The sequence below is a fragment of the Salmonella sp. WC3 genome (genome assembly GCF_042932255.1).
GTDB classification, from domain to species: Bacteria; Pseudomonadota; Gammaproteobacteria; order Enterobacterales; family Enterobacteriaceae; genus Salmonella; species Salmonella enterica.
Map to the genome: position 1 here is coordinate 3,633,442 of NZ_CP170629.1, position 16,622 is coordinate 3,650,063.

23 protein-coding genes and 3 pseudogenes are annotated in these 16,622 nt (G+C 52.1%); all 26 read right to left on the reverse strand.

Going from position 1 to position 16,622, the window contains the following annotated elements; translation table 11 throughout:
- Nucleotides 1-2: 2 nt before the first annotated feature.
- Nucleotides 3-566, reverse strand: coding sequence for a hypothetical protein (locus ACFK9X_RS17755; protein WP_151117208.1), 564 nt, complete (start codon nucleotides 564-566; stop codon nucleotides 3-5).
- Nucleotides 541-930: a hypothetical protein gene (locus ACFK9X_RS17760; RefSeq protein ID WP_001142488.1), complete on the reverse strand. Its 390-nt coding sequence runs from the start codon at nucleotides 928-930 to the stop codon at nucleotides 541-543. Before ACFK9X_RS17760 ends, ACFK9X_RS17755 begins: the two co-directional genes overlap by 26 nt.
- Complete coding sequence (locus tag ACFK9X_RS17765) at nucleotides 917-1,471, reverse strand: hypothetical protein (RefSeq protein ID WP_000008736.1); 555 nt, start codon at nucleotides 1,469-1,471, stop codon at nucleotides 917-919. Before ACFK9X_RS17765 ends, ACFK9X_RS17760 begins: the two co-directional genes overlap by 14 nt.
- Entirely contained in the window at nucleotides 1,468-1,875 is a 408-nt protein-coding gene (locus ACFK9X_RS17770; protein ID WP_151117210.1) for a DUF4054 domain-containing protein, read from the reverse strand. Before ACFK9X_RS17770 ends, ACFK9X_RS17765 begins: the two co-directional genes overlap by 4 nt.
- Nucleotides 1,841-2,209, reverse strand: coding sequence for a hypothetical protein (locus ACFK9X_RS17775; RefSeq protein WP_001040702.1), 369 nt, complete (start codon nucleotides 2,207-2,209; stop codon nucleotides 1,841-1,843). Before ACFK9X_RS17775 ends, ACFK9X_RS17770 begins: the two co-directional genes overlap by 35 nt.
- A gap of 41 nt (nucleotides 2,210-2,250) precedes the next feature.
- The gene (locus ACFK9X_RS17780) at nucleotides 2,251-3,192 is read right to left on the reverse strand and encodes a DUF2184 domain-containing protein (protein WP_000627464.1); all 942 of its coding nucleotides are present in this window, start codon (nucleotides 3,190-3,192) and stop codon (nucleotides 2,251-2,253) included.
- Nucleotides 3,193-3,203: 11 nt separating this feature from the next.
- Nucleotides 3,204-3,701: a hypothetical protein gene (locus ACFK9X_RS17785; RefSeq protein WP_000128058.1), complete on the reverse strand. Its 498-nt coding sequence runs from the start codon at nucleotides 3,699-3,701 to the stop codon at nucleotides 3,204-3,206.
- 4 nt (nucleotides 3,702-3,705) lie between these two features.
- Nucleotides 3,706-4,938, reverse strand: a complete 1,233-nt coding sequence (locus ACFK9X_RS17790) for a DUF2213 domain-containing protein (RefSeq protein ID WP_000873182.1) — start codon at nucleotides 4,936-4,938, stop codon at nucleotides 3,706-3,708.
- A gap of 14 nt (nucleotides 4,939-4,952) precedes the next feature.
- A pseudogene (locus ACFK9X_RS17795) lies at nucleotides 4,953-5,563 on the reverse strand (phage head morphogenesis protein).
- Between the two features lie 16 nt (nucleotides 5,564-5,579).
- Nucleotides 5,580-7,046 carry a DUF1073 domain-containing protein gene (locus ACFK9X_RS17800; RefSeq protein ID WP_057515245.1) on the reverse strand — a complete coding sequence of 489 codons (1,467 nt, stop codon included), beginning with the start codon at nucleotides 7,044-7,046 and terminating at the stop codon, nucleotides 5,580-5,582.
- Nucleotides 7,046-8,668: pseudogene (locus ACFK9X_RS17805) on the reverse strand (TerL protein). Before ACFK9X_RS17805 ends, ACFK9X_RS17800 begins: the two are co-directional and overlap by 1 nt.
- A 2-nt stretch (nucleotides 8,669-8,670) precedes the next feature.
- Nucleotides 8,671-9,300: a hypothetical protein gene (locus tag ACFK9X_RS17810; RefSeq protein WP_151117212.1), complete on the reverse strand. Its 630-nt coding sequence runs from the start codon at nucleotides 9,298-9,300 to the stop codon at nucleotides 8,671-8,673.
- 303 nt (nucleotides 9,301-9,603) lie between these two features.
- Nucleotides 9,604-10,107, reverse strand: coding sequence for a hypothetical protein (locus ACFK9X_RS17815; RefSeq protein WP_079948815.1), 504 nt, complete (start codon nucleotides 10,105-10,107; stop codon nucleotides 9,604-9,606).
- Between the two features lie 102 nt (nucleotides 10,108-10,209).
- On the reverse strand, nucleotides 10,210-10,752 hold the full coding sequence (locus ACFK9X_RS17820) for a DUF2514 family protein (protein ID WP_023221872.1): 543 nt from the start codon (nucleotides 10,750-10,752) through the stop codon (nucleotides 10,210-10,212).
- Nucleotides 10,749-11,363 (reverse strand): glycoside hydrolase family 19 protein, encoded by a 615-nt coding sequence (locus ACFK9X_RS17825; protein WP_023221873.1) that lies wholly within the window; start codon nucleotides 11,361-11,363, stop codon nucleotides 10,749-10,751. Before ACFK9X_RS17825 ends, ACFK9X_RS17820 begins: the two co-directional genes overlap by 4 nt.
- Nucleotides 11,363-11,644, reverse strand: coding sequence for a phage holin family protein (locus ACFK9X_RS17830; RefSeq protein ID WP_151117214.1), 282 nt, complete (start codon nucleotides 11,642-11,644; stop codon nucleotides 11,363-11,365). Before ACFK9X_RS17830 ends, ACFK9X_RS17825 begins: the two co-directional genes overlap by 1 nt.
- On the reverse strand, nucleotides 11,631-12,020 hold the full coding sequence (locus tag ACFK9X_RS17835) for a phage holin family protein (protein WP_024157364.1): 390 nt from the start codon (nucleotides 12,018-12,020) through the stop codon (nucleotides 11,631-11,633). Before ACFK9X_RS17835 ends, ACFK9X_RS17830 begins: the two co-directional genes overlap by 14 nt.
- Nucleotides 12,021-12,109: 89 nt before the next feature.
- Entirely contained in the window at nucleotides 12,110-12,298 is a 189-nt protein-coding gene (locus ACFK9X_RS17840) for a hypothetical protein (protein WP_023221874.1), read from the reverse strand.
- Nucleotides 12,299-12,802: 504 nt separating this feature from the next.
- Nucleotides 12,803-13,600, reverse strand: coding sequence for an antitermination protein (locus ACFK9X_RS17845; protein WP_151117218.1), 798 nt, complete (start codon nucleotides 13,598-13,600; stop codon nucleotides 12,803-12,805).
- A complete protein-coding gene (locus ACFK9X_RS17850) occupies nucleotides 13,590-13,736 on the reverse strand; it encodes a YlcG family protein (protein ID WP_151117220.1) in 147 nt (48 codons plus the stop codon). Before ACFK9X_RS17850 ends, ACFK9X_RS17845 begins: the two co-directional genes overlap by 11 nt.
- Complete coding sequence (locus ACFK9X_RS17855) at nucleotides 13,733-14,374, reverse strand: recombination protein NinG (protein ID WP_057515225.1); 642 nt, start codon at nucleotides 14,372-14,374, stop codon at nucleotides 13,733-13,735. Before ACFK9X_RS17855 ends, ACFK9X_RS17850 begins: the two co-directional genes overlap by 4 nt.
- 2 nt (nucleotides 14,375-14,376) lie before the next feature.
- Nucleotides 14,377-14,583, reverse strand: coding sequence for a hypothetical protein (locus tag ACFK9X_RS17860; protein ID WP_001241022.1), 207 nt, complete (start codon nucleotides 14,581-14,583; stop codon nucleotides 14,377-14,379).
- Nucleotides 14,583-15,185, reverse strand: a complete 603-nt coding sequence (locus ACFK9X_RS17865) for a DUF1367 family protein (RefSeq protein WP_000929788.1) — start codon at nucleotides 15,183-15,185, stop codon at nucleotides 14,583-14,585. Before ACFK9X_RS17865 ends, ACFK9X_RS17860 begins: the two co-directional genes overlap by 1 nt.
- A 334-nt stretch (nucleotides 15,186-15,519) precedes the next feature.
- The gene (locus tag ACFK9X_RS17870) at nucleotides 15,520-15,759 is read right to left on the reverse strand and encodes a DinI family protein (protein WP_001217670.1); all 240 of its coding nucleotides are present in this window, start codon (nucleotides 15,757-15,759) and stop codon (nucleotides 15,520-15,522) included.
- A gap of 191 nt (nucleotides 15,760-15,950) precedes the next feature.
- Nucleotides 15,951-16,232, reverse strand: coding sequence for a hypothetical protein (locus tag ACFK9X_RS17875; RefSeq protein WP_071530012.1), 282 nt, complete (start codon nucleotides 16,230-16,232; stop codon nucleotides 15,951-15,953).
- A 178-nt stretch (nucleotides 16,233-16,410) separates the two neighbouring features.
- A pseudogene (locus tag ACFK9X_RS17880) lies at nucleotides 16,411-16,569 on the reverse strand (DUF551 domain-containing protein); the annotation flags it as partial.
- Between the last annotated feature and the right edge of the window lie 53 nt (nucleotides 16,570-16,622).

Genomic DNA, 16,622 nt, shown 5'->3' on the forward strand with positions numbered 1-16,622 from the left:
ATTTAATCTCCGAAGAATGAAACTGGTGCATCCACCAGCGATTTAATGCCGTACTCGCGTACCACCTTGCGACGAAGGCGCACAGTAATGTCGTAACGGCGAACCCACTGCTGGTTGATAATTTCCGGGAAAGGGGTCAGACCGGTGTAGTCCCCCATGGACAGGCCAAGCGCGTTCAGTTCGGCGTTGTTTTGCGCAACAGAAATACCATCGCGAAAACGTGACGCAAACGTCATGCCCGCCGGGCCATAAAATGACGCCATGCACTCAAAGGTTTCATGTCGCCAGAGCTGCGCGCCCTCTTCAGTCTGGTTAGTGAATGCGGGGCTGTTATCTATGGGCCATCCGGTAACGCCGAACGCGCACCAGTTCGTTTCAACTGGCAGCAGTGGCGGTTGATCTTTCTGCCAACGCGGGCGAACCATCCCAGCAGGCAAGCCGGAAACGTTGCGTACCCACTGGCTTAACAGCCTGTCGAGCGCCTCGTCATAATCCGGATCGCCGCTGACAGGTGTAAGCCATCCCGGCTCCGTACTGGAATTATTGCTCAACGGGAAATCCTCCATCGAACGGCAGCAGCTCGCAATGCGCCTGTACAAAGCCGGCGCCATATGCGGTGTACGGGTCGACGAATGTCACACGATAATCACGGTTCTGATACGTCACGATATCGGCATCACGGCCAGTCTGCCCCTGCGTGAGTCGCTCAGTCGTCACGATAAGGATTGCTCCACTGATAACCTGCCCGGACTGCATGCGGCGGTTTTCCAGTGAACGGTCAACGGTAACAACCCCGGCAAACTGCGTTTTAACTTCGCTGTCGCTACCAATCCCGTCTTCGTCCACTGTCTGTACCCGACGCGTTACCCAAAGGTTGAAGTCACAAAAATCCGGGTCGAAAAGAACATCGGTTACATCAAGAGTCGGCATCTTTATCCCTCACTACATGGGTTATTGAGGCGAGATATTTGCCAGTATCGTAAAGAGGCTTAGCCAAAGTGGTGCCCGGAGATTCACCAGCAGCACGCCGCGCAAGTTCCGCTTTCGCACCTTTACGCCCACGGCGCGCGCGCGCTTCAACGGTGCTATCTGCAAGCGGAGTAAAATTGGCAGCTTTGATGTGATTTTTCACCCCTCTTGCAGCCACTGTACCCGCGCGGTTGAGTGCTCTTTCCGCTCCCGCCGCATTACCATCAAGCGCAGCCTGTGCCGCAGCTTTAAGCTGTGGCATCGTCTGGTCTTCAACTGATTTAACGCCGGGTACAAGATGCGGACGTGGTGGGATGTTTTGTGCAGGTGAACCGTATTCGTTGATATACCCAATCCCGGCATTACCGAACGGCACATCATCCCGATCGCTGTCTTCCGCAGGGATACCGACCAGCACATCCTTTTTGGTTAGCGACTTTAGCGCATCCAGTATTGCCTGAGCGTTATCAACCCTCGTTGTTACACCGCTTTTGAAACTCATAGCTGGCGTCCCCCCGCACCGAACATCGTAATCAGCTGATAAAATTCAGCGCCATACCGGGTGTTATTCCAGAAGCCTGCGTCAGGGTTTAGCGTCGCGCTGGTGTCATAGCTGACGCTTACCTTGTCAACGGACTTGGAGGACTGCACACCATTGGTTGAACCGCCCGGACCGCCAACGAGCATTGCCCGGCTATCTGCCGCCCATAACGTCATGTAGTGAGCCAAAAACAACTCAGCAAAGTACGGAAACAACGCTTTGCCGGTGACGTTTTCGCTCAGCAGCACATCGGCCAGATTCAGACGAAACTGGATTTGTGCTTCGGGATATCTGGCAGGGTCAGCAAACTGCGGGAAGTCGCGGCGAAAATCACTTACTGTTGGCAGGCTTTGATTCTTTGGCATCTTTCGCCCCATTACCGCCAGTCCGGGCGGAAGTAATCTGCGCCTGCAGGCTGTCGTTCTGCTCCTGCAGCTTGAGCAGAGCGTCTTTCAGATCGGCAATCAGTTTATCTTTATCGGCAATCTGCGCCTGAAGGCTGTCAATAACGGGTTGCTGGTCATCAGTTTCATTCGATCCGCTTTCGGAAAGCTCAGCGTGCGCCCGGGTAAACCAGTGCGACGCGACCTCTTCTGGTACGTTATGCCGTCCCCGGCCAAACTCCTGTTTTGACTGATCGCCGAGCGTCAGCGTAAACGGGGTGTGAACATGGATGGTAACCAGCTTTTCTTTCGCCATTTTTAGTTTCCTTCTGGCCCCTTTCGGGGCCGTTCTGGTTATCAGATACCGTCCACGTAGGACAGGGTTTCTTTGTACACTGGCTCAACCGCACCGAGCTTGCCGTAGTAGGTCGCAATCTGGTACAGACCACGATACTGAACAGGAACGCTTTGCAGCGGAACCAGTGGATAGCGGACGTATTTCTTATCGTTGGTGTAGGCGACCATACGGTCTTTACCGCCAACCCCGCGCCCTTTTAGCCATTTGACCGCTTTGATTTCCAGCGGAACGCCGTTCTGGTGGAAAGCGATAGTGTTCACAGCCAGATAGGTCAGCAGTGACTGGTTACCCGCTTCGGAAACCTTACGGCTCGCCAGCAATGAATACTGCTCTGGCGGAATGCGCAGATCAGAAGGCACAACGGAATAACCGGATGCTGCCCAGGCATTCGACAGAATGCTGTTTACGCTGTCGAGGATCTCATCGTTGGTGGAGTTAGCCCAGGTCTTCGTCGCGTTGTTCAGCGTCACACCAACGAGATTCGTCAGACCTTTCAAACCAAGCGCTTCGTCTCCGACGTAAACCTGTTCGTCGTTATCCATCTGCCATTTAAGCTGCATCCCGTCGTACTTCTGAGTGTCGATCGGACGGCCTACTTGCTGTGCCGCAGCCAGCTCAACAACAGTCCATCCCAGCTCCATCCCCCAAAGGTTCAGCGGATTGCCGTCTTTACTGATATCAACATTAACGCCAGCAATGGCAGTTGAATCTTTGCCTACCCAGTTTTTACCATTCGGATTAGCGCCAGAACCCGCCACGCCAAAACTGGTATTCGTCCAGCTGGAAATGTCATCTGCGATAGAGACGTCTTCGCGCAACTGGATATCACGTGTCCAGGTATAACCCACCAGTGGCAGATTCAGCCCCTGGTCGAGTCGCTCCAGCTCCCCGATGAGAAAGGCACCGGAGCTATCAACGGTTGCCTGATCAAAAGTAATCATTCGTCTGTTCCTTAAATCTTCCAGGAGATTTCTGCGTTGCCGTTAGCGTCACCGGCCCCCGTAAAAAAAGCATCAGGTAACGCGGCTGTTTTGCCTGTCACCTCTGCCGCCGTGATCCCACCAAGCGGAACCGGGATGGAAGCATCGGCTGATACCACGATGTACACCACGCCCCCTTTTTTAACGGACGAAGCATCAGCACCCACGTTTACCGTCATGTACCCACGCTTCATGGCGTCGCCCGGGAAATTCTTATCAGTACCCACCTGGCGAACCATGTCTGGCTGCGATGTGGTCGGATACGGACGAACGTAGATACCCTTCACCTTGTCGACGGTGTCACCCTCCGCCAGCGGCACGAAAAAACCGTCAGCGTCGTATTTGCCAGCCAGACCATACGCTGCGAAGGCGTTATCGGATTTAAGGATCACCGGTTCGACGGTTAAGTCCTGCGGGCGAGAGATAGCCCCGGCAATGCCAACAGGCATCCGGTACAGATATGCAGTCATTGGATTATCCTTTGCGGTTAGACCAGAAGTCGGCGTTTTGTTTGTTCAGGGAAGCGATGCTGGTCATGCCCATGCCTGGACGTTGTGCATCGCCCGTGGTGCTGCGGGTGTTTCTCCCCTTGGCAATCTCAGATACGGCGTTAAACGCCATATCAACCGATTGTTTAGGTAATTTGCGGATATCAGCGTCACCGACAACCTGGCGAACCAGTGTTTTGTCTGCGGCCGCCAGCACATCACGTTTAAATGCGGTCGGTTTCACCTTACGGCTCAGATCGATACCCGGGATAATGACTTCAGCGCGATAGGCAGAATCACCAGTAATCGTGGTTTCCTCTTCGTTGTCCTCGCCGTCGCCGGTCGGGTCTTTCTTATCTTTATCATCAGGGGTGTCAGCATTATCGCCTGTTGCCGTTCCTTCCAGCTTAGCCAGTAGGGCCTTGAGCAGGGTTTTGATATCGTCCTCGCCGTCGCCGGTCACATCTCCGCCCATCTCCGGCTTTTTGTCCGGCAATGGTTGTTGTGGTGAAAGGTTAATGTTGAGATTGACGCCGCCCGGCAGATCACCTTCATCCCCCGTTACAGCCGCTGGCGCTGAGTCCAGCAGTTCGTTCATGGTGTCCGAGTCACCTGTTTTGATGGCCGTGCGCATGCGGGTCCACCAGCTTTTCTTTTGATTTGCCATTGTGTCTCTGTCTCCAATTGCACAACGATTTCCGGCTCTGCCTTTGGGGACAAGAGCCACATGGTTTCCGGTAATATCGACCTGCTCAGCCTTACCCGGCTCAGCCTGTTCATATTCCGCGTCATAGCCACACGACACTTCGCGCAGACCATCTTCGATAAGCTGAATGGCGCTTTCGTCTTTGACGATAAGGTCAGCCAGCATCAAATCAGACTGCTCACCAGTCCCGCGCCGGACATTCTGAAGATGACCGACCGCAAGCTCTTTCCAGTTCTCGGGATTGACCAGCCGGACGTTCCCGTTTTCATCCTCCGGATGCAGGATCGTGATGCTCATCCCTTCGAAGGAGGCAAGCGTGGCCGGATGGAATACCTGCTCAGGAGAGCGCGTTACGACTATCTCACCGAACTTGTCAGGCTTGAGGTTTGGCAGATCAGCAGCGCCGTAAAGCTGCTTACCCGTTCGACCTATCGGCACGTCTCTGCACAGCAGCGAGCCGTCAGCCAGCTGATAGCGGGTTTCCCCCAGCCGGGTATTGAAAAAATATTTCATGTTTTACCTGCGATTCAGGCGAGATAAGAATGAGGGTTGGGGAAGACGATTTCTTTATAACAGCGGCAGTTCGGGAGCTCGCCAGCGTGACCGGTCATGCCGTCAAGCGTTGGGGGTCGTCCCCATTCGACAAACTTCCCTTCCATCTCCCGATGAGAATGCCGGACGTCGCCATCTTCGGCTGTACGCCAGATATAACCATTCGAGCCGATTGACAGCGCTCGCGCCTGATCGAGCGCGCCGGTTGCACGTCCAAGCTCGGTACGGGCGATAAGGTCAGCCCTGGACTTTGCTATATCACCCGATGCTGCAATTTCTTTAGCAAAATGCTCCGCTCTCCCACCGGTCACAACAGCTTCAATCGCCCGATTCTGGATGTCGTATACCCTGTCAGCAGCCTCGAGGGGTAGCGATTTAATGTACTTAACCTGTTCGGCAACGATGGATTTCATCACCTGCCCTGGCGGGGCATTGCTCACCAGATTGCGTAGTTCACGACTGATGGTTTTGCTGTGTTTCCGCCACTGCTCATCATTCTTGCGCACAATGTCGGCGGTAAAGTTCTCAGCAACCTTCGTCGCCCACACGGCGTTATAATTTCGCTGTAGCGCTCCAGGGCTTCCATGATTTCGGTGACGCTATCATTTGAACCATCGTAGTGCCCATTTACGATATCCCCGACCGCCCGCGCTATCTGCCGTAGGCTCGTTCGATATCGGATCTCCGCCTGTCGGCTCTGGCGGTTTGTCGACAAGTTCGCCGATGCCTGGTGGCGCTTCGTCTTCGGCATTCTCGATATCCTCGTCGGTAATGGATGCACCGATGCCAGTAACATCGGAGTTCTCACGCAGGTCGGTCATAGCGGCTTTGGTTGTCATCAGACCTGCATCCAGCGCATTGACAATCGCCGTGGTGGTATTCACAGCCACCGTTGAGCGGTCCACATCTGACATCTGCCATAGCGGGTTAAACTCAAACGTGAAATCGTCCGGCAGCGGCTTACCGAGCTCCGAACGATGCATAATGTCCAGCACCCGGCGCACTGGCAGGCGTAAGCGACGCTCCTGCAATGAACTGACCCGGTCATAATAGTTGGCAAGGTCTGCGTCACCCGTTGAGAAACCTTTAGGGGACTGCCCGAAGAGGCGCACCAGTGGAATGCCAACAGCACCGCTAATCTGCTCGGCGAACTGCGAAAGAATGTCATCCAGACCGCTGAAACTGTACTGGTGGGTTTCGAAGGTATCCTTGGCATCCATTAGCGTCATGCCTTCATTGCTCTGAAACTGGCGGATCAGATCAATGTTTTTCAGCAACGCCTCGAATGCCGGGCCGCCCAGTGCAATAAGCTCACGGAGTTTTTCCACTTTGTAGGTCCGCAGATGCGCTTTGTAGACCAGCTGCGCCGCACCGACAGTGGCGCTGTCGAACGCAGTAAGCCGATCCCAGATACGCTCTACAACCGACATGCCCCATTCGTTCTCGGTCATCTTCTGCTGGAATGGCAGCGTCACCCCATCGAAGCGAATCAGGCGGCTATGGTGAATACGCCAGGCGGGGATGCCCGTTGCGGTGGTCACCACATCATAAAGCTCAGGCTTGCCGAGATTCGGCCCCATTTCTTTAATGCGGCGGGTCAGTACCGGGTTAATCATCCAGCGGTCAAGCGGAAGAATCCCCTTAAACTTGCCTTCACCAATGGTTTCGAGCCGTAGCGGGGTCATGGGCGCCTGACCTTCTATCATGATGAAGCCCACCGCGCCGCCGTAGAGACGAGACCATTTCAGTACGTCGTTCAGCGCATCCCAGATTTGCAACTGATCCAGTTGCGCTTCGAGAGTGCCACGGTCTTTTGCGTCAATCTCAGAAGTGATGCGAATGCCTTTGCGGGTCATGTCGTCGGGGATAGCATCTACCGCTTCACCGATGAGCCAGGATGAGCGATAGGACCATTCCACCAGCATACGGTTGCGGCTGGTGAAGTTCGCCCGGTAGGTCGATGCGGAGTGCTGGTTAGGCGTCTGCATCCCCACGCGGGCGACAAAGTTCTCGTAGCCGTCGGCCGTGGCCTGCACCGTTCGTCGCGAGGCTTGTTTGTTTCGTGCCATCAGGCCTGTCTCCCTAGCAGCTCCCAGATATTGAGGGCTGAATTCATTGGCGCGTAGCTGATCATCACCGAGTCGGCGAGGTTCGGCGACCTGGTACCGTCAGGCTGTTTATCCACAACGATTTTCCCCACGCCGTTAATGGAGTAGGTTGGCTGCGAAAGCTCGATGATGAGTTTGTCTTTGCTCTCCATCGTGCTGCTGATGGAGATAATTTCGTCCGGGTTGTAGGCCATACCCTCAACAACGGCGCGGTAGGTATTCCGGAAGAGCTTGCGTAAGTACCACCAGCTCTGTGCCTTGGCGTTGGCGAAGAAATCCTTGTTCAGGCGTGCGGCCTACCCATTGTCGCCCCGTACGGCTTCGTCATCAGGATCGAATACCGCGCCGCTACCACGAAACGGTGTGGCAAGTACTGGCGGCCTGCGGGCGGCTTTGCGTAACTCGTTAATGGCGCGCGCATCGCCGCGAACGCCAGCCCCCAGGCCGTCCTCGTCGAAGCGAAACTCTTCGAGATTATCCTGTTCACAAAAGCCGAAGACCTTCTCAACAGACTGGTAAATGTCGCTGCCCACGCCGGACCATTCCCGCACATTCTCCAGAAGGAAACCGTGACGGGTTGAAAAGGCGTTTTTGTCCCGACCTTCGTCGGCGACGTCCATCGCCCCCAGTCGTTTGCCAGTTGGCTGGATGCCCAGCCTGATATGTGCATCAACAGCAGCCTGTACCCAGTCTGAGGGGATCAGGACACCTTCCGCTGATGCGCTGTAGTTCAGGTCAAGCTCCTGCGCCACTACCACCGGATTGTCGATTTTCTCGCATTCCCTGCGATACCACTCATCATCCTTACGGGGGTCGCTGCGCCAGTGGAATGTGAATACCGGTATCTTTCCGCCGTGGCGTTTCTGCGCAAACGGGTTCGCCATGCCGTTGACCGAACTCAGGTCAATACGGCAACGGGTGGTTTGCGATAACGCCGCATCAATCAGTAGCGGGCGTTGCAGAAATGCAGCCTCATCCACCAGATAGAGTGTGGTTCGGTCACCACGTCCAATATTGTCACCAGCCTCGCCCTTGATGACCGCGCCTGTCTCAGGAAATTCAACACGCATGTACGGTGCATGCTTCTTCTCATTCCACGACCCACGAAACTCGACGGGCAGCGTCTCTACAAACTTGCGCGCCTTCCAGAACAGCGCCTTAGGGTCACCAGTACTGTCGACATATTCCTCTTTACGGGAACCGAAGCCGATGACCATCTCTTTGTTAAACAGGCAAAGCGAGCAGGCCATCCCGATCGCCGTCCAGCTCAGCCCCATTTCACGGGATTTTTCGGTGATACCGTTCTCCCGCTTGCCCCAGCGTTCCATAATCCAGTGAATCCACTCTTCCTGTTTCGGGAATAGCAGAAAAGGGATGGTGACCGGCAGGCCATAATCGATATTACGCGGGTCCGTCGTCATACCCCAGTCGATGATGAACTGAGCCGGGTTAGTACGATAAAACTGCTTCAACGCGGGAAGCATCTCAGGATGCTGGCGAATGCGCTGTAAGCGTTCCATCCGCCATTCAAACACCATCTGGTAATCTGGATGTTTGAAATCGAAGGAGAATGGTAACGGCATAATTAACCCATCATTTTTTTGTATAGCTCCGCTGCCTGATCAGTTGTCAGATCAGTATTTTTTCCTGGTAGAGGCGTTTTTTCTGGTTCACTGACAGCACCTATACTCCATGCTTCTCTCTCCAGGCCGATCAACGTTTTCAGGCTGTCGCTCAGGTCTTTCAGAGATTTCACACGGGAAGGCAAACTGATGACTTTTTGATAAGTTTCATTGAGCCGGTCACGGCCTTTATCGTCAGGATCGAACATGATGTCACCCAGTTGCTCCAGCACCACCACATCAGCACACTGCGCACCAAGTTCATCAAAAAGCGTGTTTGTGAGTTCCCGGGCCCGGCGAATATCGCCCCGGTGCTCCATGCGTACCGAGGCTATTACCTCCGCTGTGGCCTCTATCAGTACGCGTTCTGTAAGTTCCGTTTTGGTGCGTACCGTTTTGCGTACTTCCTGTTTGCGTACCAGATCGTCAGCCTTTTGCTGAATCCTGGCGTTAAGATCACGGGACCAGTCATCACGCTTTGCACGCTTGCGGATAGCACCTTCACTAATACCATGATGTGACGCAATTTCACGGAGGGACATCACTCCGGCCCGGTATGCCGTCTCGATGGCCTCCCAGTCCGGTTTTGCCATATTTTCTCCAAAAAAAACCGCCCTGAGGCGGTTAAACTTTGTTGAATGCAATGCACTGTATCCAGAGGTTTTCTCTCAGCCTCTGTTTTTCAGCCATTAAGGATTCGAATATTTCATGCGAGGATTGTTCACCATCGCAATTGTAGACTTCACCATACGAATACGCCGGTAAGTGCTCCCATGTGGTTGCATCGTAAGCATTCCACGAAAAAAACCATTGCTCTTTATGTTTCATATTTCCTCCCTAACAGGAGGAGCTATTGTGCATTATCGCAGACACTCAAGGAATGCCTGCTGTAATACTTACTTACGTAACCGTTCCAGCAAATCTTTTTCAAATATCCCGGTACTTTTACACTCCACCGGCTTCACCTTATCGTTACCGTCGGCAGTATCCAGTCCGGCAGTGCCTGTCACCATTACCGAAACATTACTGCCTTCACCGGCACTCCAGACCTGCGCGACGATACGGTAATGCTCCTGGATATTTTGTGTCTGCGGTAACAGTGAACAGTCCAGATACAACGAACTCAGTTCCGGGTCATCCCCTGTACCGGCGATAATACCTGTGGTCTGGTCGTTAACACTGGCTGTGATGGCCTTCTCCCTGAAATACAGCGCCACGGCATTCAGCAACTCATCCGGTTTACGGTTACCGATGAATAAGGTTGATATCTGTTCGCTCATCCCTGGCTGCTGCCCGGCCTGGCTGTCCTGCTGTTGCTGCCCTCCTGTTTTAACCGGACCATACACAGTAATGCAGCCGCCAAGACAAAGTGCGGCAGCGGTGGCTAATATACGGCGCATAGTCATTACCGATAATAAAGCGTTGTACACCCGGCGAGGGACACACATACCAGGGCCAGTACGAATAATTTTGCCTTCATTAATTTTCCTTGTTATCAGGTTTCAGTTCTGCCCGGTCACTTTGTCCCAGGTACGTTCGCATGTGCTTCCGGCGACATAACGCTCATCAGCCTCTTTTGCGAACTTTCCCGCCAGATCGTCAGCTTCGCCAAGCAACTGGGCGAGCAGTATTCCGGTCTCGGCTTTTGCCTGGCTTGCTGCGGCAAGAGCGGAAAGCCTGCCGGTTTCACTTCCTGCAAGTTGCCGTTGTACTGCTGCGAGCTGCTGTTGCAGCCCACCGCGAGCACGCTCAGCAGCATCAGCATCGGCCTGTATTTTTGCCAGTTCTTCATCAGCTCTTTTCTGTTCTTCATCTGCGGCGTGCTGGCGACGCTGCTCTTTCGCTCTTTCGGTTACTTCACGCTGCAATACGGTGGTCGCATCAGTAAGGTCTCGTTGCGCCCACTGGAATTTCCAGGATGTATCCGCCTTCTGATAACCTCGTGAATAACACCAGTACGCACCAGCACATAACAAAAAAGCCACCAGCAGTATTTCTGCTAATGGCTTCCAGAATTTTTTAAGCAATTTCAGCAGTACTATCATACGAGCACCGATTTTGCTTTCTCAAAGCGCTCCCGCCGATCACCGATGCCGTTCTGCCCTCCGTTGATGATCTGCGTTACACGGACAACATCACCTGAATACATCAGACAACCACGTAATGTGAAATACCATGCAGCAGAACAGGCTGCATGCTTCTCCTGTGTCAGCAACTCTGGTGTGCTGATCAGATCAAGCTTCAGCGCCGCACCGCATTTAGCGTAGTTCTCGCGACCGGTGATTTGAAGCAGGCCACGACCACGATATTTCCAGCCATCATCATGGCTGTTATTCCCCATGCGGCCACCGTAAACCAGATTGGCTATTTGTGGCTGGTGGGCAACCTGGCGACCATCAATACGCCCCAGCATTTCGCACTGATACGGCGTCAGACGTTTACCAAACGTTTTTTTCAGCGCCTCCACCGAATAATTGAAGCTTTCCTTCAGAACAGTAAATCCGGCTGATTCATGTCCCGTTTGTGCAATAAACATGGCCTGATCCAGTGGCGCAGTGATACCGAATTCGCTCATTGCCGCCGTAATATGTGGATACCAGCTCGCAGAAAGCTCGGCGCTGATACCAGCCGCCTGCTGAAATTGTTGTTGATTCATCAGTGCCTCAGTGCATCGACCAGACGCGCCACATTACCGCGAGCCCACAGCACAGTGGCGCAGATAAGGATATTCACCATCACCACCAGCCAGTGGGATGATTCATATAAACCAAAAACAAACCGGAAAGGGACGCTGGCATATACCAGCACCATGACATAGGCCAGTAACGAAATCAGGGGACGGTGTGTCGCATCACCGCGTCGGTAAAACATCAGAACGATGACTATCACCCCACAAATTACGGCATTCAGAACTGCAGAAGGGTCATTTGCTACCATTTGCTCCCCCTCCCCTGATACGAGAAAGAATACTGAACAGGCTGTTCAGATCCTGACTGTTAAGAAAAGTGAGAAACTTTATACACATTGCAGAAATAATCACTGCGCCAAGTGCATCCAGTGGTTTTTCATAATGCGTTATTGCCGCAAGCTTAGTACCTATCAACCCGGCGCCAAGCACTCCCACAATAAATGATGTAATAAAATAAGCGACCAGCCTGATGCGTCCGATGTTGGTTGCCGTGGCGACATAAAACACCGCGCCGGCAAAAGCACCGAATACCACACCATAATCGGTTCCGGTTGCCAGACCGAATACACTGGCCCCCATTAATCCACCAGCCAACACTGTCGCACTGGATACAGGTTCGGACATTCATCCCCCTCTGGTTATGTGGGTCCTCTCAGTTATGAGGGGAAATAAAAAAGGCTGCCTGATGGCAGCCCTGATAAGGTTTAAGTCATTTAAACTGGCGGCTGTAACGGCCCAGACAGTACTTCTGCTTCACCGTTATGGCAGATATCATCACCCCTTGTCAGATGCCAGACACCGACAATAAGCTGTCCTGATTCCAGATCGTCAACTGTGTCATTCGTATAGTATGCCACCTGAGCAACACCGTTATGCTGAATCCAGTAATACCCTTCTTTCATTCACACCTCCGCAAGACTAAGCAAATAGTATAAGGCGAAGCAGAAAATGCCGCGGTGCAAGAAGCCACAACTCAAATCCTGTTGTACAGGCTGCTCTTTCCAGTCATAGCCTCACCACCGATAGCTCGGATGGCGCAGTGTGAAGTAGGAAGGCCGCCCGGTGGATTAACAACAAAACTCAGAGGGATTATTCCGGACGGCACAAACAGAAAAGCCCCGGCAATCACCGAGGCTTAAATTGTTGCCGGTTACCGCTCCGGCGCGATCAGCAAAAGCTATCGCGGTATCAGATTGTGGTCCTGCCTGTGTGAGCTTTGCGGTCGGCTGGAACATGTAGACTCCGCATCACTCCCCGCACTTTGTCTTATTGGCGTCGGGAATCCATAAAAGAAAACCCCGCCGAGGCGAGGTTCTTAATTCTTGTAACGTCACAGGCATAATAACCCATCGTTGGAATCAGGTTAGCCATTTTCCGTTAAGTTTGCAATAGCTAAATTATTTTGGTCATCGAGTCACGTTTCCCAGAACCTTTTCTGCATACGATTCCTCAATATGGCAATGCTCCACCAGCCGATCGAAAAACAGTTTATAGTTGTACCGCCATACCATTTCCGTTACTCCTAGTGCTTTAAAAATCTCGGTATCTTTGAGACGTGGGTAGCCTCTTCCCTTGCATCTTGGGCATTTTTTATAAACCGGCACGCCCTGCAACTCAGATTTTTTCTTATCGAGAATTTCTCCGCGTCCCCGGCAACGACATTCATTTTTCACATGGCCTTTGCCATCACACGCCTTACACACTACGCGTACCTGCTCACGAACTGATTTCCACACCTCCCAGTCGGACGGAGAAATACCTTTCGTATCTTTTACCCATTTTGGTGGCTTACCATCTGGGTAGGTAACCTTGTTCGTGAAAACCTCAGCATCAATTAATTTAGCACCATGACAGTTACTGCACGTCACCAGGCTGGCCGCGCTGAGGGAATAATCGCGAAATACATAACGCGCCATAGTGTCGAGAAATTTTGAACGCTTACCCTCTTCCATTTTCCGTAATGCCCCATACCGTTCTGCACGCTGCTCTGCTAATAGCCTGATATAGGCGATGATATTTTCAGAAGATAAAACCCCAGCTTTTGCAAGATACAATTCAATACCCACTGCGGCTTTTGCAGTAAGTAGCCCGAGTGATGCCATTACGTCAGTAATAGTCAGCGTATCAGACGTTATTCCGCATGGTACTGCGCCGGGCATCATGGATTTAGGTGAAAAATATTTCGGTAAGGACTCAAGATTCATTTCGATGCTCCCGTTTTGCTTCAATGCGGACGTAATTACGAAGAATGCGGTATGCCACAGGCAAAGATCCCCGGTATCGATAAATTCGGAGACGCAACCAGCGCATGCGGAGTATCTCGATCAGTTCTGGTTTCATGCTGCATGTTCCTGCCGACGTGCGCGGCGCTTCTCCAGCGCCCAGGCTTTGCGGGTGAATATGGATTTGATGCGTTTCAGGTACGGGATATCGAAACGACGTGGCGCATTGTCAGATTCAAGACGCTCCACCCTTTCCAAGCCTATACGCCTGATGAGGCGTATTCGGTATTCGACCGCATTACCGCTTAACTGCCGGTTGCAGCGCGTGCAGGCCGAATGAACGTTGAATACGTTGAATTTGAGATGTGAGGCGGCACCGCGCGAGCGGTAATGGCTTGCATCGATGGCGCTTCCGGTCAGGAAATTGCTTTTACCAACCAGCGGCGCATCGCAGCTAATGCAGGGTTTACCTTCATCCCGTATCCTGATGTAACGGTTAAAGGCGGCCTGCGCCTCTTTATCCCACTGAGCTTTAGTTTTGAACGACTCACGCTTAGCCTGGCGGCGCTGGCGTTCGGCTTTATCCGCCTGGTGTTTCTCCCTGATACGCCTGGCTGCGGCTTTAATCTTTTCTTTGGCACGCAGTTCCAGGGCATAGATAGCGCCATGTTCAGGACAGCACCAGACAACGTTGCTGTAAGCAGGATGAAACCATTCCCGGCAAACTTTGCACTTACGGCGCGGTAATTTAGCCATGTTCACCCCCAGACCTTTTGGCGTAAGGATTTTGGCGTCCGCACCCGGTGTGCATATTCAGGTAATTTCGCGCTGACAGTCCAGGTAATGAAGTCAGGGTTCAGGCTCTTTTCTGTCCTTACGCCCCGCTTCTGATAATCCGATACCAGCGTGTCGGCCTGCTCGGTTGTGCAGTCGTGATGATGGAACCAGGAGTATTTCATCGCCATCACCCCGCAAAGCTCATGAGCTGGGCGGCGGCGTTCTCGGCCTCGCGCTGAGTACGAAATGTACGTGATAAAATCCACCGCCAGAGCACATCAAGCGCGGATTTATACAACTGCTGAAATTCGACCTCATCCATGCTGGAAAAAGCGATGCTGCGGGGATGTTTGCGAAGGGTGCCGTCCGGTAGCTGGATGGCGTCATAGTGACCAGCCTCAACCGTCACCCATGCGCGGTAGGCATCGAATGATTTACACAGGCTAATCCCGTTTGTTACCCGGCGGTTTGCAATCTGTTCCAGATACTGTTCAGCCGCATCCAGTAATGCGCCCTCATTCCCGCCATATGCAGCGAGAAACTTTGCATAACCGTTTACCAGTTTGCGTTCATTGGCAGAAATGGCGCCGCCGGTGGGTTCCCAGTATTCAAACCCAAGATTAAGCAACGCGAAAAAGCGGCGATGGAATGCAGGATTCCTCACCTGACGGAACTCAGCCACCAGCACGGCGCCGAGTTTGATTTTTGATTGCAGAATATCACTGGTCTCCGGCGTTGCGGGGATCAGAATTCCAGATGACTGCTTGATGAGTTGTAATTCGTGCGCCATGGTGTTCTCCGTGGCGCAGCAGGTGCAGGTTGTTCAGGCCTACATTTGAAGTGTATCAAAGCAACGGGTAATTCGATAGCCTGCCTTTTCTAACATTTGCGTAAATAATGTTGGAGTTCCAACTATGTCATCAGGATGAAGGGGAACAAAAGATATCTCGTCACCACGACGATACATCAGAGCGCGTCCGCTATCCGGAATACTACCGAACCTTGCCACTACACAATGATCGTAACAACGTATAACCGCATACCCTGATTCTGGTAAGTCTTCTAACATGTAACCCCCCGTCACACTGACTTTATTTCTGGAAACGTCTGCGACTCCACGATGCTTAATATGCATAAAACCAGTCGTCAGCGCTTTCCCACGTTTCCTGCAGAATGCTCTGTATACGTTTTTTATCGCCATCAGCAGCACCGACGATACTCAGACCATCCTGACTGCCTCGACGGATGGTTAAGTTGCAGTTTTCATACTGATTCTGGAGACGGGTAATTAATTCTTTTTCAAGCGCAGGAACGGCACCTTCCGGAAGCTGTTTTGTCCGGCTGATAACAAGTTCAATTCTCATAATTCCCTCTACATTTAACTACTGTATATAAACACAGTATACCTGTTAGAAAGAATATTCAAGAGGTGAATAGCACTTTTTGCAAAAGCTAGCATGTTGTTTCATATCAGATTTTAGGCGAAAAACCCGCCGCAGCGGGTTAAGATAAAAGAAATCCCCGCGAGTGCGAGGATTGTTATGTAATATTGGATTTAATCATCTATATGTTTTGTACAGAGAGGGCAAGTATCGTTTCCCCCGTACTCGTGATAATAATTTTGTACGGCATCAGTCATTTCTCGCGCATTGCAAAATGGGGATTCGTCTTCGTTAGACTTATAAACCTTCATTGAATATTTGTATGCCGACTCTATATCTACACCTTCATCTACATAAACACCTTCGTGATGCCTACATAGAGACAAGACACCGGATCTGCACAACATTGATAACGCCCAATCTTCTTGATCAGACTCTAACTCATTGATACTCATTTATAAAGTCCTAGCAGTGCATATGGTTTCAGCTAAACGATATCAGTAATGTTTATGTAAAGAAACAGTAAAATGATACCTAGCCTGATGTTAGAGTACGGTCATCATTTGATACTACCAGTGCTGGCGGTGCGATGTAGAACTTCGTTCCCAGCGGCAACCGCTTCATCGCTTTTTATCCCTTAATGATGCGGTAAGTATATTCCCCACCAAGGTCTACAATTCCATCCATAACAAGACCATGCCGCTTCTCTGAAACTTCACCAATAGCCTCCTCTTCGAGCGATGCCAGCGCGATACGAGCAATCTGGCGAATTTCATCGTTAACATTAAACATGCGCGGGTCATTGGCGTATTGCTCAATGCGTTCTTTGGTAATAGTGGTCATGG

Bases quoted from the DNA above. Each gene is read 5' to 3' on its own strand.
- ACFK9X_RS17825 (WP_023221873.1), bottom strand. From the start codon at position 11,363: ATGAATCAACAACAATTTCAGCAGGCGGCTGGTATCAGCGCCGAGCTT.
- ACFK9X_RS17865 (WP_000929788.1), bottom strand. From the start codon at position 15,185: ATGGCGCACGAATTACAACTCATCAAGCAGTCATCTGGAATTCTGATC.
- ACFK9X_RS17780 (WP_000627464.1), bottom strand. From the start codon at position 3,192: ATGATTACTTTTGATCAGGCAACCGTTGATAGCTCCGGTGCCTTTCTC.
- ACFK9X_RS17770 (WP_151117210.1), bottom strand. From the start codon at position 1,875: ATGCCAAAGAATCAAAGCCTGCCAACAGTAAGTGATTTTCGCCGCGAC.
- ACFK9X_RS17800 (WP_057515245.1), bottom strand. From the start codon at position 7,046: ATGGCACGAAACAAACAAGCCTCGCGACGAACGGTGCAGGCCACGGCC.
- ACFK9X_RS17785 (WP_000128058.1), bottom strand. From the start codon at position 3,701: ATGACTGCATATCTGTACCGGATGCCTGTTGGCATTGCCGGGGCTATC.
- ACFK9X_RS17870 (WP_001217670.1), bottom strand. From the start codon at position 15,759: ATGAGAATTGAACTTGTTATCAGCCGGACAAAACAGCTTCCGGAAGGT.
- ACFK9X_RS17835 (WP_024157364.1), bottom strand. From the start codon at position 12,020: ATGTCCGAACCTGTATCCAGTGCGACAGTGTTGGCTGGTGGATTAATG.
- ACFK9X_RS17845 (WP_151117218.1), bottom strand. From the start codon at position 13,600: ATGAATCTTGAGTCCTTACCGAAATATTTTTCACCTAAATCCATGATG.
- ACFK9X_RS17840 (WP_023221874.1), bottom strand. From the start codon at position 12,298: ATGAAAGAAGGGTATTACTGGATTCAGCATAACGGTGTTGCTCAGGTG.
- ACFK9X_RS17860 (WP_001241022.1), bottom strand. From the start codon at position 14,583: ATGGCGATGAAATACTCCTGGTTCCATCATCACGACTGCACAACCGAG.
- ACFK9X_RS17790 (WP_000873182.1), bottom strand. From the start codon at position 4,938: ATGAAATATTTTTTCAATACCCGGCTGGGGGAAACCCGCTATCAGCTG.
- ACFK9X_RS17810 (WP_151117212.1), bottom strand. From the start codon at position 9,300: ATGGCAAAACCGGACTGGGAGGCCATCGAGACGGCATACCGGGCCGGA.
- ACFK9X_RS17765 (WP_000008736.1), bottom strand. From the start codon at position 1,471: ATGAGTTTCAAAAGCGGTGTAACAACGAGGGTTGATAACGCTCAGGCA.
- ACFK9X_RS17875 (WP_071530012.1), bottom strand. From the start codon at position 16,232: ATGAGTATCAATGAGTTAGAGTCTGATCAAGAAGATTGGGCGTTATCA.
- ACFK9X_RS17850 (WP_151117220.1), bottom strand. From the start codon at position 13,736: ATGAAACCAGAACTGATCGAGATACTCCGCATGCGCTGGTTGCGTCTC.
- ACFK9X_RS17760 (WP_001142488.1), bottom strand. From the start codon at position 930: ATGCCGACTCTTGATGTAACCGATGTTCTTTTCGACCCGGATTTTTGT.
- ACFK9X_RS17820 (WP_023221872.1), bottom strand. From the start codon at position 10,752: ATGATAGTACTGCTGAAATTGCTTAAAAAATTCTGGAAGCCATTAGCA.
- ACFK9X_RS17815 (WP_079948815.1), bottom strand. From the start codon at position 10,107: ATGCGCCGTATATTAGCCACCGCTGCCGCACTTTGTCTTGGCGGCTGC.
- ACFK9X_RS17855 (WP_057515225.1), bottom strand. From the start codon at position 14,374: ATGGCTAAATTACCGCGCCGTAAGTGCAAAGTTTGCCGGGAATGGTTT.
- ACFK9X_RS17830 (WP_151117214.1), bottom strand. From the start codon at position 11,644: ATGGTAGCAAATGACCCTTCTGCAGTTCTGAATGCCGTAATTTGTGGG.
- ACFK9X_RS17755 (WP_151117208.1), bottom strand. From the start codon at position 566: ATGGAGGATTTCCCGTTGAGCAATAATTCCAGTACGGAGCCGGGATGG.
- ACFK9X_RS17775 (WP_001040702.1), bottom strand. From the start codon at position 2,209: ATGGCGAAAGAAAAGCTGGTTACCATCCATGTTCACACCCCGTTTACG.